This is a genomic window from Streptomyces sp. NPDC046870 (assembly GCF_040704595.1).
GTDB classification, from domain to species: domain Bacteria; phylum Actinomycetota; class Actinomycetes; order Streptomycetales; family Streptomycetaceae; genus Streptomyces; species Streptomyces argyrophylli.
Genome location: NZ_JBEYXM010000030.1, coordinates 1 through 18,202, shown reverse-complemented (window position 1 = coordinate 18,202; position 18,202 = coordinate 1). Strand labels below are relative to the sequence as shown.

At 71.7% G+C, this 18,202-nt stretch carries 21 protein-coding genes; 8 read left to right on the top strand and 13 right to left on the bottom strand.

The genetic code is table 11. The features are described 5' to 3' along the window. Window positions 1-131 precede the first annotated feature (131 nt). Complete coding sequence (locus tag AB0946_RS36680) at window positions 132-1,094, top strand: zinc-dependent alcohol dehydrogenase family protein (protein ID WP_366765049.1); 963 nt, start codon at window positions 132-134, stop codon at window positions 1,092-1,094. A gap of 120 nt (window positions 1,095-1,214) precedes the next feature. Here AB0946_RS36680 and AB0946_RS36675 read toward each other — a convergent pair whose 3' ends face one another. From AB0946_RS36675 to AB0946_RS36665, 3 genes are all read right to left on the bottom strand, one after another. Beyond that, the gene (locus tag AB0946_RS36675; RefSeq protein ID WP_366765047.1) at window positions 1,215-2,321 is read right to left on the bottom strand and encodes a YdcF family protein; all 1,107 of its coding nucleotides are present in this window, start codon (window positions 2,319-2,321) and stop codon (window positions 1,215-1,217) included. Between the two features lie 166 nt (window positions 2,322-2,487). Further along, entirely contained in the window at window positions 2,488-3,588 is a 1,101-nt protein-coding gene (locus AB0946_RS36670) for a CU044_5270 family protein (RefSeq protein WP_366765046.1), read from the bottom strand. After that, window positions 3,585-4,304, bottom strand: a complete 720-nt coding sequence (locus AB0946_RS36665; protein ID WP_366765127.1) for a sigma-70 family RNA polymerase sigma factor — start codon at window positions 4,302-4,304, stop codon at window positions 3,585-3,587. Before AB0946_RS36665 ends, AB0946_RS36670 begins: the two co-directional genes overlap by 4 nt. A 412-nt stretch (window positions 4,305-4,716) precedes the next feature. Between AB0946_RS36665 and AB0946_RS36660 the strand changes: the two genes are divergently transcribed. Continuing rightward, window positions 4,717-5,118 carry a hypothetical protein gene (locus AB0946_RS36660; protein WP_366765045.1) on the top strand — a complete coding sequence of 134 codons (402 nt, stop codon included), beginning with the start codon at window positions 4,717-4,719 and terminating at the stop codon, window positions 5,116-5,118. Between the two features lie 85 nt (window positions 5,119-5,203). Here AB0946_RS36660 and AB0946_RS36655 read toward each other — a convergent pair whose 3' ends face one another. Beyond that, window positions 5,204-6,034 carry an alpha/beta hydrolase gene (locus AB0946_RS36655; protein WP_366765044.1) on the bottom strand — a complete coding sequence of 277 codons (831 nt, stop codon included), beginning with the start codon at window positions 6,032-6,034 and terminating at the stop codon, window positions 5,204-5,206. A gap of 419 nt (window positions 6,035-6,453) precedes the next feature. Between AB0946_RS36655 and AB0946_RS36650 the strand changes: the two genes are divergently transcribed. Further along, window positions 6,454-6,996: a hypothetical protein gene (locus tag AB0946_RS36650; RefSeq protein ID WP_366765043.1), complete on the top strand. Its 543-nt coding sequence runs from the start codon at window positions 6,454-6,456 to the stop codon at window positions 6,994-6,996. Window positions 6,997-7,184: 188 nt separating this feature from the next. Continuing rightward, complete coding sequence (egtA, locus tag AB0946_RS36645) at window positions 7,185-8,468, top strand: ergothioneine biosynthesis glutamate--cysteine ligase EgtA (RefSeq protein WP_366765042.1); 1,284 nt, start codon at window positions 7,185-7,187, stop codon at window positions 8,466-8,468. A 104-nt stretch (window positions 8,469-8,572) separates the two neighbouring features. Here egtA and AB0946_RS36640 read toward each other — a convergent pair whose 3' ends face one another. Next, window positions 8,573-8,965, bottom strand: a complete 393-nt coding sequence (locus AB0946_RS36640) for a helix-turn-helix domain-containing protein (protein ID WP_366765041.1) — start codon at window positions 8,963-8,965, stop codon at window positions 8,573-8,575. Between the two features lie 151 nt (window positions 8,966-9,116). Between AB0946_RS36640 and AB0946_RS36635 the strand changes: the two genes are divergently transcribed. Further along, window positions 9,117-9,839 carry an alpha/beta fold hydrolase gene (locus tag AB0946_RS36635; RefSeq protein WP_366765040.1) on the top strand — a complete coding sequence of 241 codons (723 nt, stop codon included), beginning with the start codon at window positions 9,117-9,119 and terminating at the stop codon, window positions 9,837-9,839. Between the two features lie 31 nt (window positions 9,840-9,870). Here the strand turns inward: AB0946_RS36635 and AB0946_RS36630 are convergent, their stop codons facing one another. The 4 genes from AB0946_RS36630 to AB0946_RS36615 form a co-directional block, all read right to left on the bottom strand. Beyond that, window positions 9,871-11,019: a homoserine O-acetyltransferase gene (locus AB0946_RS36630; RefSeq protein WP_366765126.1), complete on the bottom strand. Its 1,149-nt coding sequence runs from the start codon at window positions 11,017-11,019 to the stop codon at window positions 9,871-9,873. After that, window positions 11,016-12,377 (bottom strand): bifunctional o-acetylhomoserine/o-acetylserine sulfhydrylase, encoded by a 1,362-nt coding sequence (locus AB0946_RS36625; RefSeq protein ID WP_366765039.1) that lies wholly within the window; start codon window positions 12,375-12,377, stop codon window positions 11,016-11,018. Before AB0946_RS36625 ends, AB0946_RS36630 begins: the two co-directional genes overlap by 4 nt. Window positions 12,378-12,936: 559 nt before the next feature. After that, window positions 12,937-13,320: a fic family toxin-antitoxin system, toxin component gene (locus AB0946_RS36620; protein ID WP_366765038.1), complete on the bottom strand. Its 384-nt coding sequence runs from the start codon at window positions 13,318-13,320 to the stop codon at window positions 12,937-12,939. Next, window positions 13,317-13,610, bottom strand: coding sequence for a DUF1778 domain-containing protein (locus tag AB0946_RS36615; protein WP_366765037.1), 294 nt, complete (start codon window positions 13,608-13,610; stop codon window positions 13,317-13,319). The genes AB0946_RS36620 and AB0946_RS36615 overlap by 4 nt, the downstream gene beginning before the upstream one ends. 181 nt (window positions 13,611-13,791) lie before the next feature. Between AB0946_RS36615 and AB0946_RS36610 the strand changes: the two genes are divergently transcribed. The 3 genes from AB0946_RS36610 (at window position 13,792) to AB0946_RS36600 (ending at window position 15,280) form a co-directional block, all read left to right on the top strand. After that, on the top strand, window positions 13,792-14,007 hold the full coding sequence (locus AB0946_RS36610) for a hypothetical protein (RefSeq protein ID WP_366765036.1): 216 nt from the start codon (window positions 13,792-13,794) through the stop codon (window positions 14,005-14,007). A gap of 258 nt (window positions 14,008-14,265) precedes the next feature. Then, window positions 14,266-15,099 (top strand): PIG-L family deacetylase, encoded by an 834-nt coding sequence (locus tag AB0946_RS36605; RefSeq protein ID WP_366765034.1) that lies wholly within the window; start codon window positions 14,266-14,268, stop codon window positions 15,097-15,099. A gap of 28 nt (window positions 15,100-15,127) precedes the next feature. Continuing rightward, window positions 15,128-15,280 carry a hypothetical protein gene (locus AB0946_RS36600; RefSeq protein WP_366765033.1) on the top strand — a complete coding sequence of 51 codons (153 nt, stop codon included), beginning with the start codon at window positions 15,128-15,130 and terminating at the stop codon, window positions 15,278-15,280. A gap of 169 nt (window positions 15,281-15,449) precedes the next feature. Here AB0946_RS36600 and AB0946_RS36595 read toward each other — a convergent pair whose 3' ends face one another. From AB0946_RS36595 to AB0946_RS36580, 4 genes are all read right to left on the bottom strand, one after another. Continuing rightward, a complete protein-coding gene (locus tag AB0946_RS36595) occupies window positions 15,450-16,472 on the bottom strand; it encodes an LLM class flavin-dependent oxidoreductase (protein WP_366765032.1) in 1,023 nt (340 codons plus the stop codon). Window positions 16,473-16,570: 98 nt separating this feature from the next. Then, window positions 16,571-16,969, bottom strand: coding sequence for a helix-turn-helix domain-containing protein (locus AB0946_RS36590; RefSeq protein ID WP_366765125.1), 399 nt, complete (start codon window positions 16,967-16,969; stop codon window positions 16,571-16,573). Between the two features lie 126 nt (window positions 16,970-17,095). Continuing rightward, a complete protein-coding gene (locus AB0946_RS36585; RefSeq protein ID WP_366765031.1) occupies window positions 17,096-17,956 on the bottom strand; it encodes a TIGR03620 family F420-dependent LLM class oxidoreductase in 861 nt (286 codons plus the stop codon). Window positions 17,957-18,003: 47 nt separating this feature from the next. Then, the coding region (locus AB0946_RS36580; RefSeq protein ID WP_366765030.1) for an SDR family oxidoreductase at window positions 18,004-18,202 on the bottom strand (199 nt) is incomplete at its 5' end.

Sequence of the window (18,202 nt, the reverse complement as noted above, 5' to 3'; positions counted from 1 at the left end):
CGTTACGGTCCGATGGCGTGCTGCCGCCCCGTCCCCGCACGTCACCGGTGGCGCCCCGGCTGTGGGGGACGGCTCGGCGCACTCGGCCGCGGCAGCGGCGATCCGTGACTTCACCGACCCGAGGAGCAGCGATGAGAGCCGTCGTGATCAGGACGTTCGGAGACCCCGATGGCCTGGAGGTCGTCGATGTGCCCGAGCCCGTTCCCGCCCCGGGGCAGGTGCGGATCGCCACGGAGGCGATCGGGGTGGGCGGCGTGGACGCCGTGATCCGCCGGGGAACGCTTGCCGCCTACGGCTTCCGGGAGGGCCATCTCCTCGGCAGCGAGGTCGCGGGAAGGGTCACCGCGGTGGGGGAGGGGGTGGACGCCTCGTGGACCGGGCGGCGGGTGTGGGCGTTCACCGGGCTGTCCGGTGGGTACGCCGAGCAGGCCGTCGCCGCGGTCGAGGACGTCCTCGCGCTGCCGGACGGCCTGACCGGTGCCGACGCGGTCACCCTCGGCGGCTCCGGGGTGGTCGCCCACTTCGCCCTGGACCGGGCCCGTTCCATGCCCGGCGAGACGGTGCTCGTGCGCGGTGCGGCCGGCGGCATCGGCATCACCGCGGTCCAGCTCGCGGCCAGGAACGGCGCGAGCGCGGTGGCGGTCACCGCCTCCTCGGCGGAGCGCGGCGCCCGCCTGCGGGACCTGGGCGCGACGCATGTCCTCGACCGCTCCGGGGAGAGCGGCACGGACGCGCCGACAGGCTTCGACGTGGTGATCGATGTCGTGGGCGGCCCCCAACTCCCGCGTTTTCTGGACAAGTTGAACCCCAACGGGCGGTACGTGGCCGTCGGTGTCGTCGGCGGGCAGCCGCCGGCGGACTTCGGCATGCGGCTGATGGACGCCTTCCGCAGGTCGTTGTCGTTCGCCACCTTCAGCTCCGACACCGTGCCCGGCCCCGACCGGCAGGCCGTACGGTCGTCCCAGTTCGCCGATGCCGCGCACGGGAACCTGCGCACCGTCGTGCACCGGGTACTGCCCCTGGACCAGGCGGTGCGGGCACACCGCGCGATGGACGCGGGGGAGGTGTTCGGCAGGGTCGTGCTGACGCCCTGAAGCGGGCGGAAGGGCAACGACGTCACCCGTTCGCCGGCGCGGGACGCACCACGGGCGGCCGCGATGTGCCGGGGGTACCACAGCCGCCCGTGGGGCCGGGCGCCCGGAGGGGCCCGTGCCTCACATGAGGACCAGCCAGCAGGCCGCCGCCAGGAGCACACAGGCCGTGAGGTGGATCCACCGGTGGTGCAGGACGACGGCGGCGAACTCCCGCATGGTCGCGCTGGGCCGGAAGTAGGAGGCCGTGGGGGAGCCCAGGACATGGGCGTCGACGCCCACCTTCCGGGCGATCATCGCGGCCCGGAAGGCATGGAAGTCGTTGGTCACGACCACGCAGCGGTAGCCGCTGCCGCGCTCGTCCATGAGGGCCTTGCTGTTGCGCAGGTTCTCCTCGGTGGTGGCGGACCCCGCCTCACGCAGCAGGCTCCCGGCCGGTACGCCGCGTGCCGCCAGGTAGTCGGCCATCGCCTGCGCCTCGGCGACGGCCTCGTCCGGCCCCCGCCCGCCGGATGTGATCAGGACGGGCTCGCCGCCCCCGGCCACCTGGTCCTCGAAGACCGCTTGCGCACGGTCCAGCCGCCCGGCGAGCAGGGGCGGCACCCGGTCACCGCCGATCAGACCGGACCCGAGGACGATGATGTAGTCGAGGCCGGACGGCACGGCCTGCCGGCTGTACGCGTAGCCGTACACGGTGAAACAGACGAAGAGGAAGGCGAAGTAGGCGGTGAGCAGCGCCGCGATGGCGACGGCGGTGGCCAGCGCGTGCAGCTCGGTCACGAACGCCGCCACGGTCAGCAGCAGGAGCGACAGGAGCCCGGCACCCGCGACGAACGTCAGGAGGTTGGCCGGACTGCTGCCCTCCTTGCGCACCATCCGCACCCCGTTGCCGATCAGCAGGCAGCAGAGCAGCAGCACGGCCAGCCCTTCCAGGACAGGGCTGGCCAGCCAGGTGCCGTCCAGAGCGCGCTGATAGACCAGCAGGTCCCGCCCGTGGGCCACCGCCATCAGTGTGAGGAACACGCCGAGCAGCACGGCGTTCGCGAAGCGTCTCGCGTCGGCGACGACACCGATGACGAACAGCAGCAGCGCGACGGCCGCCAATATGTCGATCAGCACCCTGGACTTCCTCTGTGGGCCGGGGCCCGAGGGCACCGGCAAGGTCGGGGACGGCCGTCGGATGGTCGCCCAGAGCTGCTTGTCGCCGTAGCGGTCGATGTTGAAACGCACGGACGCCCGGTGTACTGCCGCTCCGCCTGCGCAGGCGTCGCCGCGAGCATGGCGGAGAGGGCGGCGCGGGCCGGCCGCCACCTCCGGTGAACCACAGCGCGTCGAGGAAAGCGGGGAGCTGCTCCCGAGCGTCGCTCACGAAGCAGCTCCGTACTTCCACGCGGTGTCAGCTGCTGCGTGCGGGCACCTGCTTGATGTCGTCGACGACGGCTCGCTGCAGGACGGCGCTGGTGAAGAGCACGGTCCCGGGCTTGATGAGTTCCTCGTCGCCCCGGGCCCTGTTCACCTGGACGGATCGCTGGCCCAGGAAGACGTGGGTGTTCCTGTCGAAGATCCATTCCTCGCGCTGGCCGCTCGTCTGGTCCAGCCGGGCGACCGCCACGCCGTGCCGGCCGACCGCGTCGACGGCGTCGTTCACGGTCACGACGCCGGGAATCCGGGCCGCGGCCTTGAACAGCGCCTTGGAGAGGGCGGCCGGGGGGTAGCTCTCGCCGAGCAGGTCGCCGATCGTGGTGAACGCCTCCTGGTCCGGCGAGTTGCCCTGTCCCCTGGTCTCCTTGTAGATCTTCGCGAGGAGGGTGCCGGGGTCGGTGGGCAGCTTGGCGAGGTAGTCGTAGGAGGGGTGGTTCAGGCCGGCGACGGGGGTGTTGCCCTGTTCGTCGGGGAGGCTGAGGGTTTCCCCTTCGGGGCTGTCGTTGACGGCGGGGTCGATCAGCCACCCCTTGGTCCCGTCGGGCGAGAACCACACCTGGCGCCTGTGCAGGGCGTGGCTGGCGAGGCTGCTCCTGCCGTCGACGGTCTTCACGAACGTGTCGGCCGCCTTGGACTCGATGTACACGTACTGGCCCGCCTTGAGGGTGGGGTGGTCGTCCTTGGCCGCCACGAGGGAGACCTGGTCGAGCAGGCGGCCCACCCCGTTCGGGCTTGCGGCGCCGATCCGCGTGGTCAGGGCCGGTCCGGTGGCGAGCCGGCGGGGTCCGTCCCCGTGCCCGTCGCCGCCGGTCAACGCCGTGCCGGCGATGACGGCGGCGGCCACGGCGGCGGCCAGGGCGGGCAGTGCGATCGCCGGGCGGGCGAGCCGGGACCGGCGCGCCTTATCGGGGCGCGGGGAAGTCTCCTGTGTGCGCTGTGCCTGCTCGATGTGTGCCATCAGGCGCTCCTTGTGGTGCTCGTGGCGGCCCGTAGGCAGGTCGCGCGCGGTCCGGGACAGCAGCCCTGCGGCTTCCTCCCACTCACCCGGGCCGGGCCGGGACGTGTTCGCGCTCATCGGTTTCCTTCCTGTGCGGGCCGGACGGTGTCGATCCGATCACCAGGTATCTGTCGGCCGGTCACCCCGGCTTCCCGTCTGCCGCGGCTTTTTTCCCGCCGTTCCACCGGTCCGGTGCGCGCCGGGCGTGGAGCGGGATTCTTCCCGTCACCGGTGACGGCCGCCGGCGCACCGGAGGGTCGTGCCAGTTCGGCGTCCGCGAGGGAGCGCAGCTTCCGGCGGGCCCGGGACAGCCGGGAGGCGACCGTGCCCACGGGAATGCCGAGCGCCTTCGCCGCCGCCTCGTAGTCGAGCCCTTCTCCCACGCACAGCGCGATGACCTCCCGCTCCGGTCTGCGCAAGGAGGCGAGCGCCCGGAGGGCGACGGCCAGCTCACGCTGGTCGTCGATCTGCGCGGTCACCTCCTCCGCGTGATCCGGCACGTTCAGTTCCGCGGCCGCGGTGGCCAGGGCCGCTCGCCGGTAACTCCGGTTGCTGCGGTACTGGTTGCGCGCCGTGTTGGTGGCGATGCCGAGCAACCAGGGCCGCAGCGAGCCGCCTTCGGAGTCGATCCTGTGGCGAAGCCGCCAGGCCTCCATGAAGGTGGTGGCCATGACGTCCTCGGCCGTCGACCAGTCGGCGGTCAGACGGAAGGCGTGGTTGTACACGCCGCGGGCGTAACTGTCGAACAACTCGGCGAACGCGGCTGGTTCCCCCGCCCGTAGCCGGGCACGCATGTCAATGCTCACCTCTGGGACCTGTCGGATTCCCGGCTCCGCTTCCCGTGACGTGCGTCACATCGGGGACGGAATGGGGAAGGGGCCGATGCCTTGGTACGGGCCGAAGGACTCTATCCGCCGAGGAGGGGACCGAAGACCGCTGCCGCGCCGACCCCGTGCACAGACCCGCCGGCGCGCCCGCCCGCCGGCCCGGTCCGTGTCGTCGTTCGACCGTTCGACTTCGTCGTCGTTCTGGGACCGCCAGGGCCTGGCCGCCGGGTTTCGGGGCGTGGCCGGCCCGGCGAAAGAGCAGGTCAGGTGACTGAAGTGACAGACGTGGGTGCCTGGGCCGTGGCGGCTCGGAGTGGCGAGCGGCACGTCCCGGCGCCAGCCTGGGAGGGTCCACTGAGCGACAGGACGGGAGACACACATGACCTCCGTACTGCGTCACCACTGCCTTCGTACGCTCGGCGCCGGTGCCCTCTCCGTGGCGCTGCTCTGCGGCGGGACGACCGGAGCCCTGGCCGCGAGCCCGAGCCCCGGCAAGACGGCCTCGATCACCGTGAAGGCCGACAAGACCGAGGTGAAGGCCGGGGACAAGGTGACGTTCACCGGCCGCACGAAGGGCCTGAAGGTCGGTTCGCCGCTCGTCCTCCAGCACGAGAAGTCCGGCAAGTGGATCCCGCTCAGGGCGACCGCCAAGGTCAAGAAGGGCAGCTCGTACGCCCTGATCGCCAAGCTCAACACCAAGGGCGCCGAGCATCTGCGGATCGCCGGCGTCAGCGGGTCCCGGAAGGTCTACTCGCCCACCGTGGCGGTCAAGGTGAAGTGAGCTCCGCACCAGAGGCACCCGGCAGCCTCGCACCCCTGGAGGACGCGAGGCCGGCGCTCGATCCCTGGCGCGGGCCCGTCCGGCCTCAGCTCTCCACGAAGGCGAGGATGTCGGCGTTGAGGACCTCGGGGTGCGTCGACAGCATCCCGTGGGGGTATCCCTCGTAGCTCTTGAGCGTGCCGTTCCTGAGCAGCTCGGCGGACTTCGGGCCCGAGTCGGCGTACGGCACGATCTGGTCGTCCGTCCCGTGCATCACGAGGACGGGGACGTCGATCTTCTTGAGGTCCTCGGTGAAGTCGGTCTCCGAGAACGCCTTGATGCACTCGTAGTGCGCGTTCGCCGCGCCCATCATGCCCTGCCACCACCACCGGTCGATCAGTCCCTGGGACACCTCGGCCCCGGGGCGGTTGAAGCCGTAGAAAGGCCCGGCGGGGACATCGATGAAGAACTGGGCCCGGTTGGCGGCGAGGGCCGCGCGGAATCCGTCGAAGACCTCGATCGGGGTGCCCTCGGGGTTGCTGTCCTTCTTCACCATGACCGGCGGGACGGCCGCGACGAGCACCGCCTTGGAGACGCGGCCGGGCTTGGCCTGTGCCACGTAGCGCGTGACCTCGCCACCGCCGGTGGAGTGCCCGACGTGCACGGCCCCCCGCAGGTCCAGGGCGTCGGCCAGCACGTTGACGTCGGCGACGTAGGTGTCCATGTCGTGGCCGGTCGAGGGCTGGCCGGACCGCCCGTGCCCGCGGCGGTCGTGGGCGATGACCCGGTACCCCTTGGAGAGGAAGAACAGCAACTGGGCGTCCCAGTCTTCGGAGGCGAGCGGCCAGCCGTGGTGGAAGACGATCGGCTGGGCGTCCCGCGGGCCCCAGTCCTTGTAGAAGATGACGGTGCCGTCCGGCGTGGTGACTGTACTCATCGCTGTCCCCTGCTGTGTCGGATGTTCAGTTGTGCGTCGTGCGGGTCGAGGCGCGTCCGGGTGAACGCGGTGCACCGGCCGACCCTGCACGCGCGCGAGAATCTTCTCGGATCGGACCGCTTCCGCCCGTCACGCCACCCGCGCCGCGCCCGGTTTCATCTGGTTGCTTCGACCGCTTGGACGATGATGTCCACGACCTCGTCGGGGACGGCCGGGCCGGGCGCGCACGGCCCGGACGAGGCGCCGCCGGGAGCCGGCCGGCAGCAGTCGGACGGCGGCCTCCTTGCCTCCGTCGCCCGGCTCGGCCTCAGGCCGTGCCGTCGCCGCCCGGCCGTACGTGGGGCGCCGCCGGCGCCCGACGGCCTGCTGACTAGGGTGGAGGTATGCACATACGGGGGCGTGGGCTCAGATGCACAGCGGTGTCGGCGTTGGTGGTGCTGGCCCTGACCGGGTTCTCTTCGGGCCGTGGCCAGGGAGACAGCGGTGCCGGGGGCGGTTGCAGCAGCTCCGGCCAGGACCACGACGGTTCGACGCCGGGCGGCGACGCCTCGCACGGCAGCGCCCCGCACGGCGGCTCGTCCGACGACACGTCCGGTGACGCGCACGGCTCCGGGACGAGTGCCGGTGGCAGCGGCGCCAGTTCACAGCCCGCCCCCACGGCGTCCCCCTCCCGCGGTGCCATCGGCCCCCTGAAGGACGGCACCGCCGTGCTCGTGCACTGCGCGACCGTGGAGGACCCGTACGCGACCGTCGAGATCAGGAATCCGAACGGACGCGACGGCGTCTTCACCGTGAAGGTCACGTTCAAGGACGCGTACGGCCACACCCTGATCGACACCGGCGACCAGGTGCCGGTGCCGGCGAAGGACAGGACGACCTTCCGGGTGCCCGTCGCCGGCACGGGGCGTGTGGACATGATCGATCACTGTGAGGTCGATCCGGGAGCCGCTGCCGTCCGGTGACGGCCGGGCAGGTGCCGGCGGACGAGACACCGTGCGGGGCGTTAGCCGCGGGGCACCGGATCCCCACTCGTCCGGGAAGCGCGCTTGTCAGGACGTGGTGTGGAAGCGGACTCTTGCAGCAGGCGCGGCGGTACGCGTGCCGGACGTCGGATCCCCGACGGCCCTGAGGCGGCTCAGGAGGCTCCCGGATGTTCGTTCCACCGGAGTGCGGCGTCGATGGCCCCGCCCTCACCGAACACGAGGCGGAGGCGCTGATAGAGGGCGTCTGTTTCAGGACCGGCCCGCCGCGCAGCGTCGGGGTCGAGGTGGAATGGCTGGTCCACCAGGAGCGCGCGCCGCACGGCCTGGTGGGCCGGGAACGGCTGGAAGCGGTCCACGCCGTACTGCGGACTCTGCCGCTGGCGTCCGGTCTGAGCGTCGAGCCCGGCGGTCAGGTGGAGCTGAGCTCCCGCCCCGCCCCGTCGCTGGCCGAGTGCGTCTCGGACGTCTCGGCCGACCTGGAGGCCGTGCGCGCCGTGCTGCAGGGGCAGGGCCTGACCCTGGCCGGCATGGGCGTGGACCCCTGGAACCCGCCGCGCCGGTTCCTGCGCGAGCCCCGCTACGACGCCATGGAGGCCTGCCTCGACCGCACGGGCTCCGCCGGGCGAGCCCTGATGTGCACCTCGGCCTCCGTGCAGGTGTGCCTCGACGCCGGACGCGAGGAACCCGGCGTCATGGGATTCGCGCGCCGCTGGTGGCTGGCACACCACCTGGGCGCGGTCCTGGTCGCGGCGTTCGCGAACTCGCCCATGGCCGAGGGCCGGTCCACGGGCTGGCTGTCGACGCGGCAGCTGATGTGGACGGAACTCGACCCGGGCCGGGCCGGAGGCCCCTCCCCGGCCCACGACCCGCGCCGCGCCTGGGTCCGGCGGGTCCTCGACGCCCCCGTGATGTGCGTACGGCGCGACGACGGCCCCTGGGAGGTGCCGGAGGGACTGAGCTTCCGGGAATGGACCCGCTCGCGCACCAGGCGCCCCCCGACCCCGGCGGACCTCGACTACCACATCACCACGCTGTTTCCGCCCGTCAGGCCACGGGGACACCTGGAACTGCGCATGATCGACGCGCAACCCGGCGACGACGGATGGATCGTGCCCCTTGCCGTGGTCACGGCCCTGTTCGACGACCCGGGCGCCGCCACGATCGCGAACAGGGCCGTGGAGCCGCTGGCCGAGCGGGCCGCCGGCGCCCCCGCACCGCACAATCCCCTGTGGCGGGACGCGGCGCGCCACGGGCTTGCCGACCCGGACCTGAGGCGTGCCGCCGTGACCTGTTTCGCCGCGGCCCTGGACGCCCTGCCCCGGCTGGGGGCGGGCACCAGGATCATGGACGCCGTCGCGGCCTACGCCGACCGCTACGTCCGGCGCGGCCGCAGCCCGGCAGACGACCTGCTGACCGGCAGCGCGGCCGTGGCGCGCCCGCTGTGCCGATGACCGAACGCGCGGACGCGCCGACGCCCGGCGCGTGATGCCGGGTCCGCTCCGCGGCCGTTCCGGTGCCGGGGCCCGCGAGCCCGGCATGATCCAAACGAGAGGCCCTAGGCGGGCGGTGTGCCGGGGCGGGCGTCGTATGCGGCGCGGGCTGCGTCGATGTCCGCCAGGTGCGCGATGCTCCACTCCAGCAGAGGGGCGGTGGCTTGCCGGAGGGTCCTGCCCATCGGGGTGAGTTCGTAGCTGACGTGCGGCGGCATGACGTTGCGGACGGTGCGCGTGAGGATTCCGTCGCGTTCCAGGCCGCGCAGGGTGACGGTGAGCATGCGCTGGCTGATTCCGTCGATGGCTCGCTTGAGTTCGGTGAAGCGGCGCGGTCCCTGGCTGAGGTTGCGCACGACCAGCAACGACCATTTGTCGCCGACGATGTTGAGCACTTCGCGGGTCCGGCACGGTTCCTCCTGCCGGCCCGGCCGTGACGCGCCGTCTGCTGTGCTCATGGGCACCTCCAGGGAACCGGGGCACGGGAATGTGCCTTATTGCTCGGGGCATCGCGGGTGCACCACGATGATGTCGGTTCTCAAAGAGTACCGAGGCACGAAAAGGAACCGCTCGTTCCCGCGCCTCCGCGCCCCGGAGAGGAAGACTGGCATGTCGACATTCCTGCTGGTACACGGTGCTTGGCACAGCGGCCGGTGCTGGGAACGGGTGGTCCCGCTGCTGGAGTCGGCCGGACATCGCGTGTACACACCCTCGCTGACCGGCTACGGCGACAAGGCACACCTGCTCGGTCCCGCGGTGGGGCTCGACACACACGTGGAGGACGTCGTCAAGCTGGTCCACGAGGAGGACCTGACCGACGTGGTCCTCGTGGGCCACAGCTACGCGGGGCTCGTCATTTCGTCCGCGGCCAACGAAATCCCGGAGCGGATCGCACAGTTGGTGTATCTGGACGCGATGGTCCCCGAGCACGGCGAGACCGCCGTCGACGTCCAGCCCATCACCCGGCACCTGATCGACCGGGCCGAGCGGTCCGGCGGCGGCTGGCGCGTTCCGCCGCTGCCCGAGATGCCCGCGCCCTACGGTCTGTTCGGGGTCACCGACCCGGTGGACGTCGCGTGGCTGCGCGCGATGCTGTCCGACCATCCGGTGCGCTGCCTGCGGCAACCGGTCCGGATGGACAATCCGGCGATGAGGTCCGTTCCGCGCGCGCACATCCACTGCGTCGGTGTGCAACCGGAAGGCATAACCCGCAGGCCCGTCCCCGCGACGCAGCCCAATGGTTCTCCGGCACGGGTGTGGGAACTGCCGACCGGGCACGACTGCATGGTCACCATGCCGGTGGAGCTGAGCGAACTGCTGCTCCGGCTCTGACCAGACCTCCGCGGCCGGCCACCGAAGGCCCTTACCGGGGGACGAGTTCGCGTACGAGCGCGGCGACCTGGTCCACCTCGATCAGGAAACCGTCGTGACCGTAAGGGGACTCGATCACCCGGAGGCGGTCTGCCGTGGGGATGCCGGCGGCCAGCTCCGCCTGCTGGGCGAGGGGATACAGGCGGTCCGAGCGCACCCCGGCGACCAGCGTCCTCGCCGTGACACGGCGCAGAGCGGCGCGCGTACCACCGCGACCGCGGCCGATGTCGTGCGTGTTCATGGCCTCCGCCAGCACGACGTAACTGCCGGCGTCGAAACGGCGCACCAGTTTGGCGGCATGGTGGTCGAGATACGACTCGACCTGGTACCGGCCGCCGTACCACGGATCCTCCATGCCCTGGGGGGCGCGTCCGAAGCGCATCTGCAGCTCCGGCTCGCTGCGGTACGTGACGTGGGCGATCCGGCGGGCCAGGCCGAGCCCGGCGTGCGGACCCCGGCCCGTGTCGTGATAGTCGCCGCCGTGCCAGTGCGGGTCGCTGCGGATGGCGTGGAGCTGGATGCCGGCCCAGGCGATCTGCTCCGCGCTCGCCGCCGCCGTGGTGGCGAGCAGGAGCAGTGCGCTCGTGCGCTCCGGATACGACACCGCCCACTCCAGGGCCCGCATGCCGCCCATGGAGCCGCCGACCACCAGGGCCCAGCGGTCGATGCCCAGCGCGTCGGCCAGGCCGGCTTCCGCTGCGACCTGGTCCCGCTGTGTCAGCGCGGGGAAGGCGCCGCCCCAGCGCCGTCCGCCGGGACGCGTCGAGGACGGCCCGGTACTGCCCTGGCAGCCGCCCAGCACATTGGGAGCGACGACGAACCACCGGTCGGTGTCCAGGGCCAGACCGGACCCGACGAGCCCGTCCCACCAGCCGGGGGTGGGGTGACCGGGCCCGGCGGGTCCGGCGACATGACTGTCGCCGGTGAGCGCGTGGAGCACCAGGACGGCGTTGGAGCGGTCCGGTGCCAGGCGCCCCCAGGTCTCGAACGCCAGCCGCACACCGGGCAGTTCGCCCCCTGCCTCCAGCGGCAGCGGCTTCTCCCGCACGTGCCATTGGCGGCGACCCGGAGGGTCCCCCTCCCGCCAGGCCCCGGAGGGCGGCGGGAGGGGGACCTCGGAGGTCGCCAGTACGGTGCTCAGGACGCGCCCTTCGCCGCGCGGAAGCCCGCCTCCAGGTCCGCCTTGAGGTCGGCGAGGTTCTCGATGCCGACCGACAGCCGCACCAGGCCGGGGGAGGCGCCGGTCGCGGCCAGCTGCTCCTCGTCCAGCTGGCTGTGGGTGGTGGACGCCGGATGGATGATGAGACTGCGCACGTCGCCGATGTTGGCGAGGTGGCTGAACAGCTCGACGGCGTCGACGAACCGCTTGCCGGCCTCGACCCCGTCCCGCAGTTCGAAGGCCAGCACCGCGCCGGCGCCGCGCGGCAGGTAGCGCTGCGCCGCCTCGTACCAGCGGTTGGACTCCAGCCCCGGGTAGTGGACGGCGGCGACCTCGTCGCGCTGTTCCAGCCATTCGGCCAGGGCCTGCGCGTTGGCGGAGTGCCGTTCGACACGCAGGCTGAGCGTCTCCACGCCTTGCAGCAGCAGGAAGGCCGAGTGCGGGGAGAGCGCGGGGCCGATGTCGCGGAGCAGCTGCACGCGCAGTTTGACGGCGAAGGCGCCCGGGCCGAGCGCGGGCCAGTACCGCAGGCCGTGGTAACTGGGGTCCGGTTCGCTGAAGTCGGGGAACCGCTCGGTGTGCGCCCCGAAGTCGAACGTACCGCCGTCGACGACGACGCCGGCGATGGTGGTGCCGTGCCCGCCGAGGAACTTGGTCGCGGAGTGGACGACGATGTCGGCGCCGTGCTCGATCGGCCGCAGCAGGTACGGGGTCGGCACGGTGTTGTCCACGATCAGCGGGACGCCCGCGGCGTGGGCGGCGTCGGCCACCGCCCGTACGTCGAGGACGTTGCCGCGCGGATTGCCGAGCGTCTCGGCGAACAGGGCCTTCGTGTTCGGCCGGATCGCCGCGCGCCAGGCCTCGAGGTCGTCCGGGTCGTCGACGAAGGACACCTCGATGCCGAACTTGGGCAGGGTGTGCCGGAACAGGTTGTACGTGCCGCCGTACAGCGACGTGCTGGAGACGACGTGGTCGCCCGCGCTCGCCAGAGTCAGGACGGCGAGGGTCTCCGCGGCCTGCCCGGAGGCCACGGCCACCGCGGCGACGCCGCCTTCGAGCGCGGCGATCCGCTGCTCGAAGACGTCCTGGGTCGGGTTGTGGATACGGGTGTAGATGTTGCCCGGCTCGGCGAGCGAGAACAGGTCGGCGGCGTGCTGGGTGTCGCGGAAGACGAACGAGGTGGTCTGGTAGATCGGCACCGCCCGCGCCCCGGTCGTCGGATCCGGCGCGGCACCGGCGTGGATCTGCTTGGTCTCGAACGACCAGGCCGAGGTGTCGGGACCCGCTGGTGCGTCCTCGGGGGTGTGGCCGGCGGTGACGGAATCGAGCGGCTGGCTCATGGTTCTCCCTTGTGCGGGGCGTTCGGGGTGCGTGAAGAGACCGCGCGGCCGCTGCCCGGGCCGGAAGAGGGCAGGGCGGAGGACAGTGCGGTGCGGAGGTGAAGAGAGGGATTCAGATGCCGGAGCGCGGCGTCAGCTCACGGCGCGACAACACATGGTGGTGACACGCACGTAGTCAACGTGGCGGCGAGTCACAAACCCGGTCATGGGCTCAGGTAACCACAGTTGGTGACGGCGCGCCAGTAGGAGAGCGTTGCGCCGCGCGCCGCCGTGGCAGCGCGGACCGCGGCGCACGTAGGGGTGCGTCCGTTGGGGAGAGGTTCCGGCTCATGGCGAACAGGCATGGCCTGCACGGCGGTTGGAGACGGGGGGCTTCCGGTCGACGGTTACCGCTACGCCGTGCTGCCCGCCCCCGGGGGTGAACGTCGCCGGGTACGAGCCGCGATGCGCTTGGGCGGCTACGGGCTCCTCGTCCTCTGAACGGAACTCTCCGGCACACCCCCGGTCCGCTGGAGAAGCCCGCGGAAGCGCCGCGGCGCCGCCGCCCCGGCCGCAGCGGTCAGACGCTCCAGGACCGCAGTCGGCGGCCGATCAGGCCGACGCCCGCCGCGCCGGACGCGGCGTCCCGCACCAGGGCGACGGCCTCTTTGGGCGGGTAGTCGAGCCGATGCCCGTTCAGGGCCAGGTAGGCCTCGGTCGAGTGCCACGCGAACGCCTCGTTGGAGTGCTCCAGACAGGGCAGCTTCGCCAGTGTCTGGAGCAGTGCGGCTGCCTTGAGGTACACCGAGCCGTAGACGTCGCGTTCCATCGCCCTGGCGTTGACCCGGCCGGCCGCCGCGTACAGCGGCCCGTAGTCGTCCACCTGGGGATCACCGGGCAGCAGCTCGGCGGCGTGCAGCAGGAAGGCGACGTCCAGCGGCTGGAGCGGTTCGTTCTGCGTCACGCGGCGTGACCCCGCTCCTGCTGCTCCTCCAGTTCACGCCGCGCCTGAAGCTCCGCCTCGCGCTGCTGCGCATCGGAACCGGCCGTACCGGCCTCCTCGGCGAACGCGTCACCGCTGTGCGACATCGACGCCCTGAACGCCTCCAGGAAGCGGTCCTCCACCGCGGTGGCCCGGGCGTACGCGGCCGAGAGGATGTATTCCTGCAGGCTGACGCCTTCCTGCTTCGCGGCGGCCTCGATCGCGGCGCGCTGGGCCGGATCGGGGAAGCGCAGGTTCATGGCCTTGGTCATGGTACCGATGGTACCGCCGGTACCACGGTCGGGACAGCCCCCGGGTCCGGGGCCGCGGTCCGGCGCCCGGCATGCCTGACCTTAGGGTGTCGGACAGGGCCCGTTCCCGGACGCGACTGATCGACAAGCGCCTGTAAGCACCCCGCCCTCTGCCCCCCAGCCGAAAAGAGCAGACACCGCCGTGTTCCACGAGACCCCCATCTACAGCCGCCTCGTCGCCGAACGCGGTGACGTCCCCGCCCTGGTGCGCGGCGAGGCCGACCGCATACACCACGACCTGGCGCGCGTGATGCGCCTGCCCGTACCGCACCACGCCCTCGGCCCCGGGCTGCCACACGCCGTCCCGCACGCTCAGGGACACGGTCAGGGACACGGAAGGACGGCCACGGCGTCGTGACCACGGCAGGAGCCTCCACACGCGTTCGCCTGACGGTGCCGTGAAGAACCGCTGATGTCGCCGGCGCGCCGTCCGCTCAACCGGGGGACGGCCCCACCGGCGCCGGAAAGGCCGGAACGGCCGCACGGGAACAGCCGTTCCGGCCGGCACGGTCGTACCGGCTGAGAGACTGGCCGGGCACCACGATCCGGGTCCCAGGACTGCGGTACAGCCGCCGCACACTCGGACCAAGACGTACTTCCGCAGGAGGATCGCTTCATGACTGACCGGCCCTTGACGCTCATGGCAGTGCACGCCCACCCCGACGACGAGGCCAGCGGAACCGGAGGGATCCTCGCGCGGTACGCGGCGGAGGGCATCCGCACGGTTCTCGTGACCTGTACCGACGGCCGTTGCGGTGACGGACCCGGAGGTGTGAAGCCGGGCGAGCCCGGGCACGATCCGGCGGCGGTCGCCCTGATGCGCCGTCAGGAACTGGCGGCGAGCTGTGCCGTTCTGAAGGTGAGCGATCTGGAGACGCTGGACTACGCCGACTCCGGGATGATGGGCTGGCCGAGCAACGACGCCCCCGGATCCTTCTGGCAGACGCCCGTGCGGGAAGGCGCGGCCCGGCTCGCGGAACTCATGCGGCACTACCGGCCTGATGTGGTCGTCACGTACGACGAGAACGGCTTCTACGGCCACCCCGACCACATCCAGGCCCACCGCATCACGATGGCGGCGCTGGAGATGACCTCGTCGGCATCGAAGGTGTACTGGACCACGATGCCTCGCTCGGTGATGCGGCGGTTCGGCGAGGTCATGCGCGAGTTCAACGAGGACATGCCGGAGCCGGATCCCGCCGAGGCCGCCGCGGCGGCCGAGATCGGCCTGCCCGACGACGAGATCACCACGTGGGTGGACACGACCGGGTTCAGCGGTCAGAAGTTCGACGCGCTGGCCGCGCATGCCAGTCAGGGCGAGAACATCTTCTTCCTCAAGATGGGAAAGGAGAGGTTCGGTGAGCTGATGGGCATGGAGACGTTCGTACGGGTCCAGGACACCACTGGCGCGGCCATACCCGAGAACGATCTCTTCGCCGGACTGCGCTGATCTGGCGGGGGACCGGAAGGGGCGGGCGATGAGCGACGACTACCTGGCGGTGATCCCGACGGACCCGTACTGGCAGCCCGGTGGCACACCGGACGAGGTCGTCCTGCGACGCGGTGGCGAGGGCATCGGTCAGGGTGTCCGGCAAGCCGACCACGAACGGCGGGCCGTCCTCCGGCTCTGACAACAGCTGCCCTGAGGAAGACCACGTCGAGTTCCGCCTGCCGCGGCCCTCCAGGAGTCTCGAGGACCGCGACGGCAGCCTGGTCGTCAGCGGCGGAGAAGTAGTGTGCGGCCACCGACGGAGCGCGGTGTCGACCGTCGCCCCTCTCGACCGTCCCGTCTCCCGACCGTCACCGCCAGCCCAGTTCCGGCGCCACATGGGTCAGAACGCTGTCGATGACGTGCGCGTTGTAGTCGACACCGAGCTGGTTGGGCACGGTGAGCAGCAGGGTGTCGGCGGCCGCGACGGCCTCGTCCCGCGCGAGCTGTTCGACGAGCACGTCGGGTTCGGCGGCGTAGGACCGGCCGAAGACGCTGCGGGTGCTGGGGTCGATGTAGCCGATCTGGTCCTTGGAGGCGCGCTCCTGGCCGAAGTAGGCGCGGTCCCGGTCGTCGACGAGCGGGAAGACGCTGCGGCTGACCGACACCCGCGGCTCGCGGGTGTGGCCCGCCGCCCGCCACGCCTCCCGGTACGCCTCGATCTGCTTGCGCTGCTGGACGTGCAGCGGTTCGCCGCTCTCGTCGTCCTTGAGCGTCGAGCTCTGCAGGTTCATCCCCAGCTTGGCGGCCCACACCGCGGTCGCGTCGGAGCCGGACCCCCACCAGATGCGGTCCCGCAGGCCCTCCGAGTGCGGTTCGACGCGGAGCAGCCCCGGCGGGTTGGCGAACATGGGATTCGGATGGGGCTGCGCTATGCCCTCGCCCTTGAGTACGTCGAGCAGGGTCTCGGCGTGCGCGCGCGCCATGTCGGCGTCGGTGCCGTCCTTCGGCGGGCGGTAACCGAAGTGCCGCCAGCCGTCGACCGCCTGCTCCGGGGAGCCACGGCTGATGCCCAGTTGCAGGCGGCCTCCGGAGATGAGGTCCGCGGCCCCGGCGTCCTCGGCCATGTACAACGGGTTCTCGTAGCGCATGTCGATCACACCGGTGCCGATCTCGATCCGGGTGGTGCGTGCACCGATGGCCGCGAGCAGCGGGAAGGGGGACGCGTGCTGCCGCGCGAAGTGGTGGACCCGGAAGTAGGCGCCGTCGGCTCCCAGCTCCTCCGCCGCTACCGCCAGGTCGATCGCCTGGAGCAGGGAGTCCGACGCGGAGCGGGTCTGGGAGTGCGGTGACGGCGTCCAGTGCCCGAAGGACAGGAACCCGATCTTTTTCATGTTTCCTTCAACGGTGAGGGGCCCGGTTCATTCCGCGGGTGCGCGGAGCACCGGGTAAGAGGTCACGCGCGGTGCCTCGTACGCCCCGTGCACCGGCGTTATCGCGGGCTGATCTTCTCGATGACCGTGTCGGTGATCTCCGCCAGCAGGACGACCTGGCCGGGCGTGAGGTGGTCGAGGAACAGGCGGCGGACGTCTTCGACGTGCCGCGGCGCGGCCGCCTCCATGGCCGCGCGGCCGGCCGCGGTGACCGTGACGTAGGCTCCCCGCCCGTCGTCGGCGCAGTCCTCACGCGTGAGGAGACCGCGCTTCACCATGCGCGACAGATGGTGCGACACCCTGCTCTTCTCCCACCCGAGCACCTTGGCGAGCTCCATCACGCGCAGGTGGTCGCCCGGGGTGCGGGTGAGTTCGGCCAGTACGGTGTAGTCCGTCGCGGACAGCCCGAACTCGCTCTGCAGGGACCGGCCGGCCTGGTTGACCAGAAGATCGTGCATGCGCAGGAGTCCGCGCCATGCCCGTCCCTCGTCAGGGGAGAGCCAACGGGGTTCTTCAGTCATGTGTCCAGCATAGGAAAAGGTTGACGCTTCAGTCACCTTTTCGGCGCCCTGCTCCGGCGTCCGTCAGCGGGCCAGAGGTGCGAGCTCCCGCCACTGTGTCCGCGGCAGTCCCGGGCCGGCGCTGATGGCGTGGAGGGCGACGTGGGTGGCGCCCGCGTCGAGGTGGGCCTTGATGCGCTCGTCGACGGTCTCGACGCTGCCCCAGGCGACGACGGAGTCGATGAGGCGGTCGCTGCCGCCGCCCGCGAGGTCGTCCTCCGAGAACCCCTGGCGCAGCAGACTCCTCGCGTAGTGCCCCATACCGATGAAGGGGGCGAGGAACCCCCGCGCGGTGGCCCTGGCGCTGTCCGGACGGGGATCGACCACGACGGCCTGGTAGGGCGCGAGGAGGGGGCCGGACCCGAGGACGTCGCGTGCGCCGGCGGTGAAGTCGGGGGTGACCAGGAAGGGATGTGTGCCGGCGCTGCGGAGGGCGGCGAGCGCGGTGAGCTTGGGGCCCATGGCGGCCACGATCCGTTCGCCGGCGGGTACCGGCTCGGGAGCCTGGTCGAGACGGTCGAGGTAGGTGCCGAGGGCGGTCAGGGGACGGTACGTCCCGCCGGCGTGCCGAGCGGCGGCGGCGTCGCTGACGCCGAGGCCGAGGAGGACGCGGTGGCCGTACTCCTTGCGGAGCCGGGCGTGCCCGGCGGCCATGTCCTCGGCAGGGTGGCGCCAGATGCTCAGCACGCCGGTCGCGACCGTGGTGTTCTCGGTGGCGGCCAGAAGCCGCTCGGTGTCACCGAGGATGTCACCCCCGCCGAGACCGGGGATCCACAGGGCCCCCCAGCCCTGGGAATCGAGCTCGGCCGCGGCGTCGGCGATCTCTCCGCCGTCGCCGTGCAGGCGAAGTTCCGGACTCCAGATGCCTGTGGTGCCGATGTGCATGACGGTGTTCCTCCCGTACGGGGGTGAGTGCGTCCGCGGTGGTGTGGTCAGACCTGGTTGGCGCCGCCGTCGACGAAGATTTCGGTGCCGGTGATGAAGCTGGACTGGTCGGTGGCGAGGAAGAGGGCGAGGTGGGCGACTTCTTCGGGTCGGCCCATGCGGCCGAGGGGGACGCCGGCGGCGAGGGTGTCGCGCAGGTGTGCGGCTTGTTCGTCGTCGGGGGCGAGTCCGTTGAGGCCGGGGGTG

Coding starts and splice junctions, on each gene's coding strand:
- AB0946_RS36680 (WP_366765049.1), top strand. CDS start 132: ATGAGAGCCGTCGTGATCAGGACGTTCGGAGACCCCGATGGCCTGGAG.
- AB0946_RS36670 (WP_366765046.1), bottom strand. CDS start 3,588: ATGAGCGCGAACACGTCCCGGCCCGGCCCGGGTGAGTGGGAGGAAGCC.
- AB0946_RS36665 (WP_366765127.1), bottom strand. CDS start 4,304: ATGCGTGCCCGGCTACGGGCGGGGGAACCAGCCGCGTTCGCCGAGTTG.
- AB0946_RS36660 (WP_366765045.1), top strand. CDS start 4,717: ATGACCTCCGTACTGCGTCACCACTGCCTTCGTACGCTCGGCGCCGGT.
- AB0946_RS36655 (WP_366765044.1), bottom strand. CDS start 6,034: ATGAGTACAGTCACCACGCCGGACGGCACCGTCATCTTCTACAAGGAC.
- egtA (WP_366765042.1), top strand. CDS start 7,185: ATGTTCGTTCCACCGGAGTGCGGCGTCGATGGCCCCGCCCTCACCGAA.
- AB0946_RS36640 (WP_366765041.1), bottom strand. CDS start 8,965: ATGAGCACAGCAGACGGCGCGTCACGGCCGGGCCGGCAGGAGGAACCG.
- AB0946_RS36635 (WP_366765040.1), top strand. CDS start 9,117: ATGTCGACATTCCTGCTGGTACACGGTGCTTGGCACAGCGGCCGGTGC.
- AB0946_RS36625 (WP_366765039.1), bottom strand. CDS start 12,377: ATGAGCCAGCCGCTCGATTCCGTCACCGCCGGCCACACCCCCGAGGAC.
- AB0946_RS36615 (WP_366765037.1), bottom strand. CDS start 13,610: ATGACCAAGGCCATGAACCTGCGCTTCCCCGATCCGGCCCAGCGCGCC.
- AB0946_RS36605 (WP_366765034.1), top strand. CDS start 14,266: ATGACTGACCGGCCCTTGACGCTCATGGCAGTGCACGCCCACCCCGAC.
- AB0946_RS36600 (WP_366765033.1), top strand. CDS start 15,128: ATGAGCGACGACTACCTGGCGGTGATCCCGACGGACCCGTACTGGCAG.
- AB0946_RS36595 (WP_366765032.1), bottom strand. CDS start 16,472: ATGAAAAAGATCGGGTTCCTGTCCTTCGGGCACTGGACGCCGTCACCG.
- AB0946_RS36590 (WP_366765125.1), bottom strand. CDS start 16,969: ATGCACGATCTTCTGGTCAACCAGGCCGGCCGGTCCCTGCAGAGCGAG.
- AB0946_RS36585 (WP_366765031.1), bottom strand. CDS start 17,956: ATGCACATCGGCACCACAGGCATCTGGAGTCCGGAACTTCGCCTGCAC.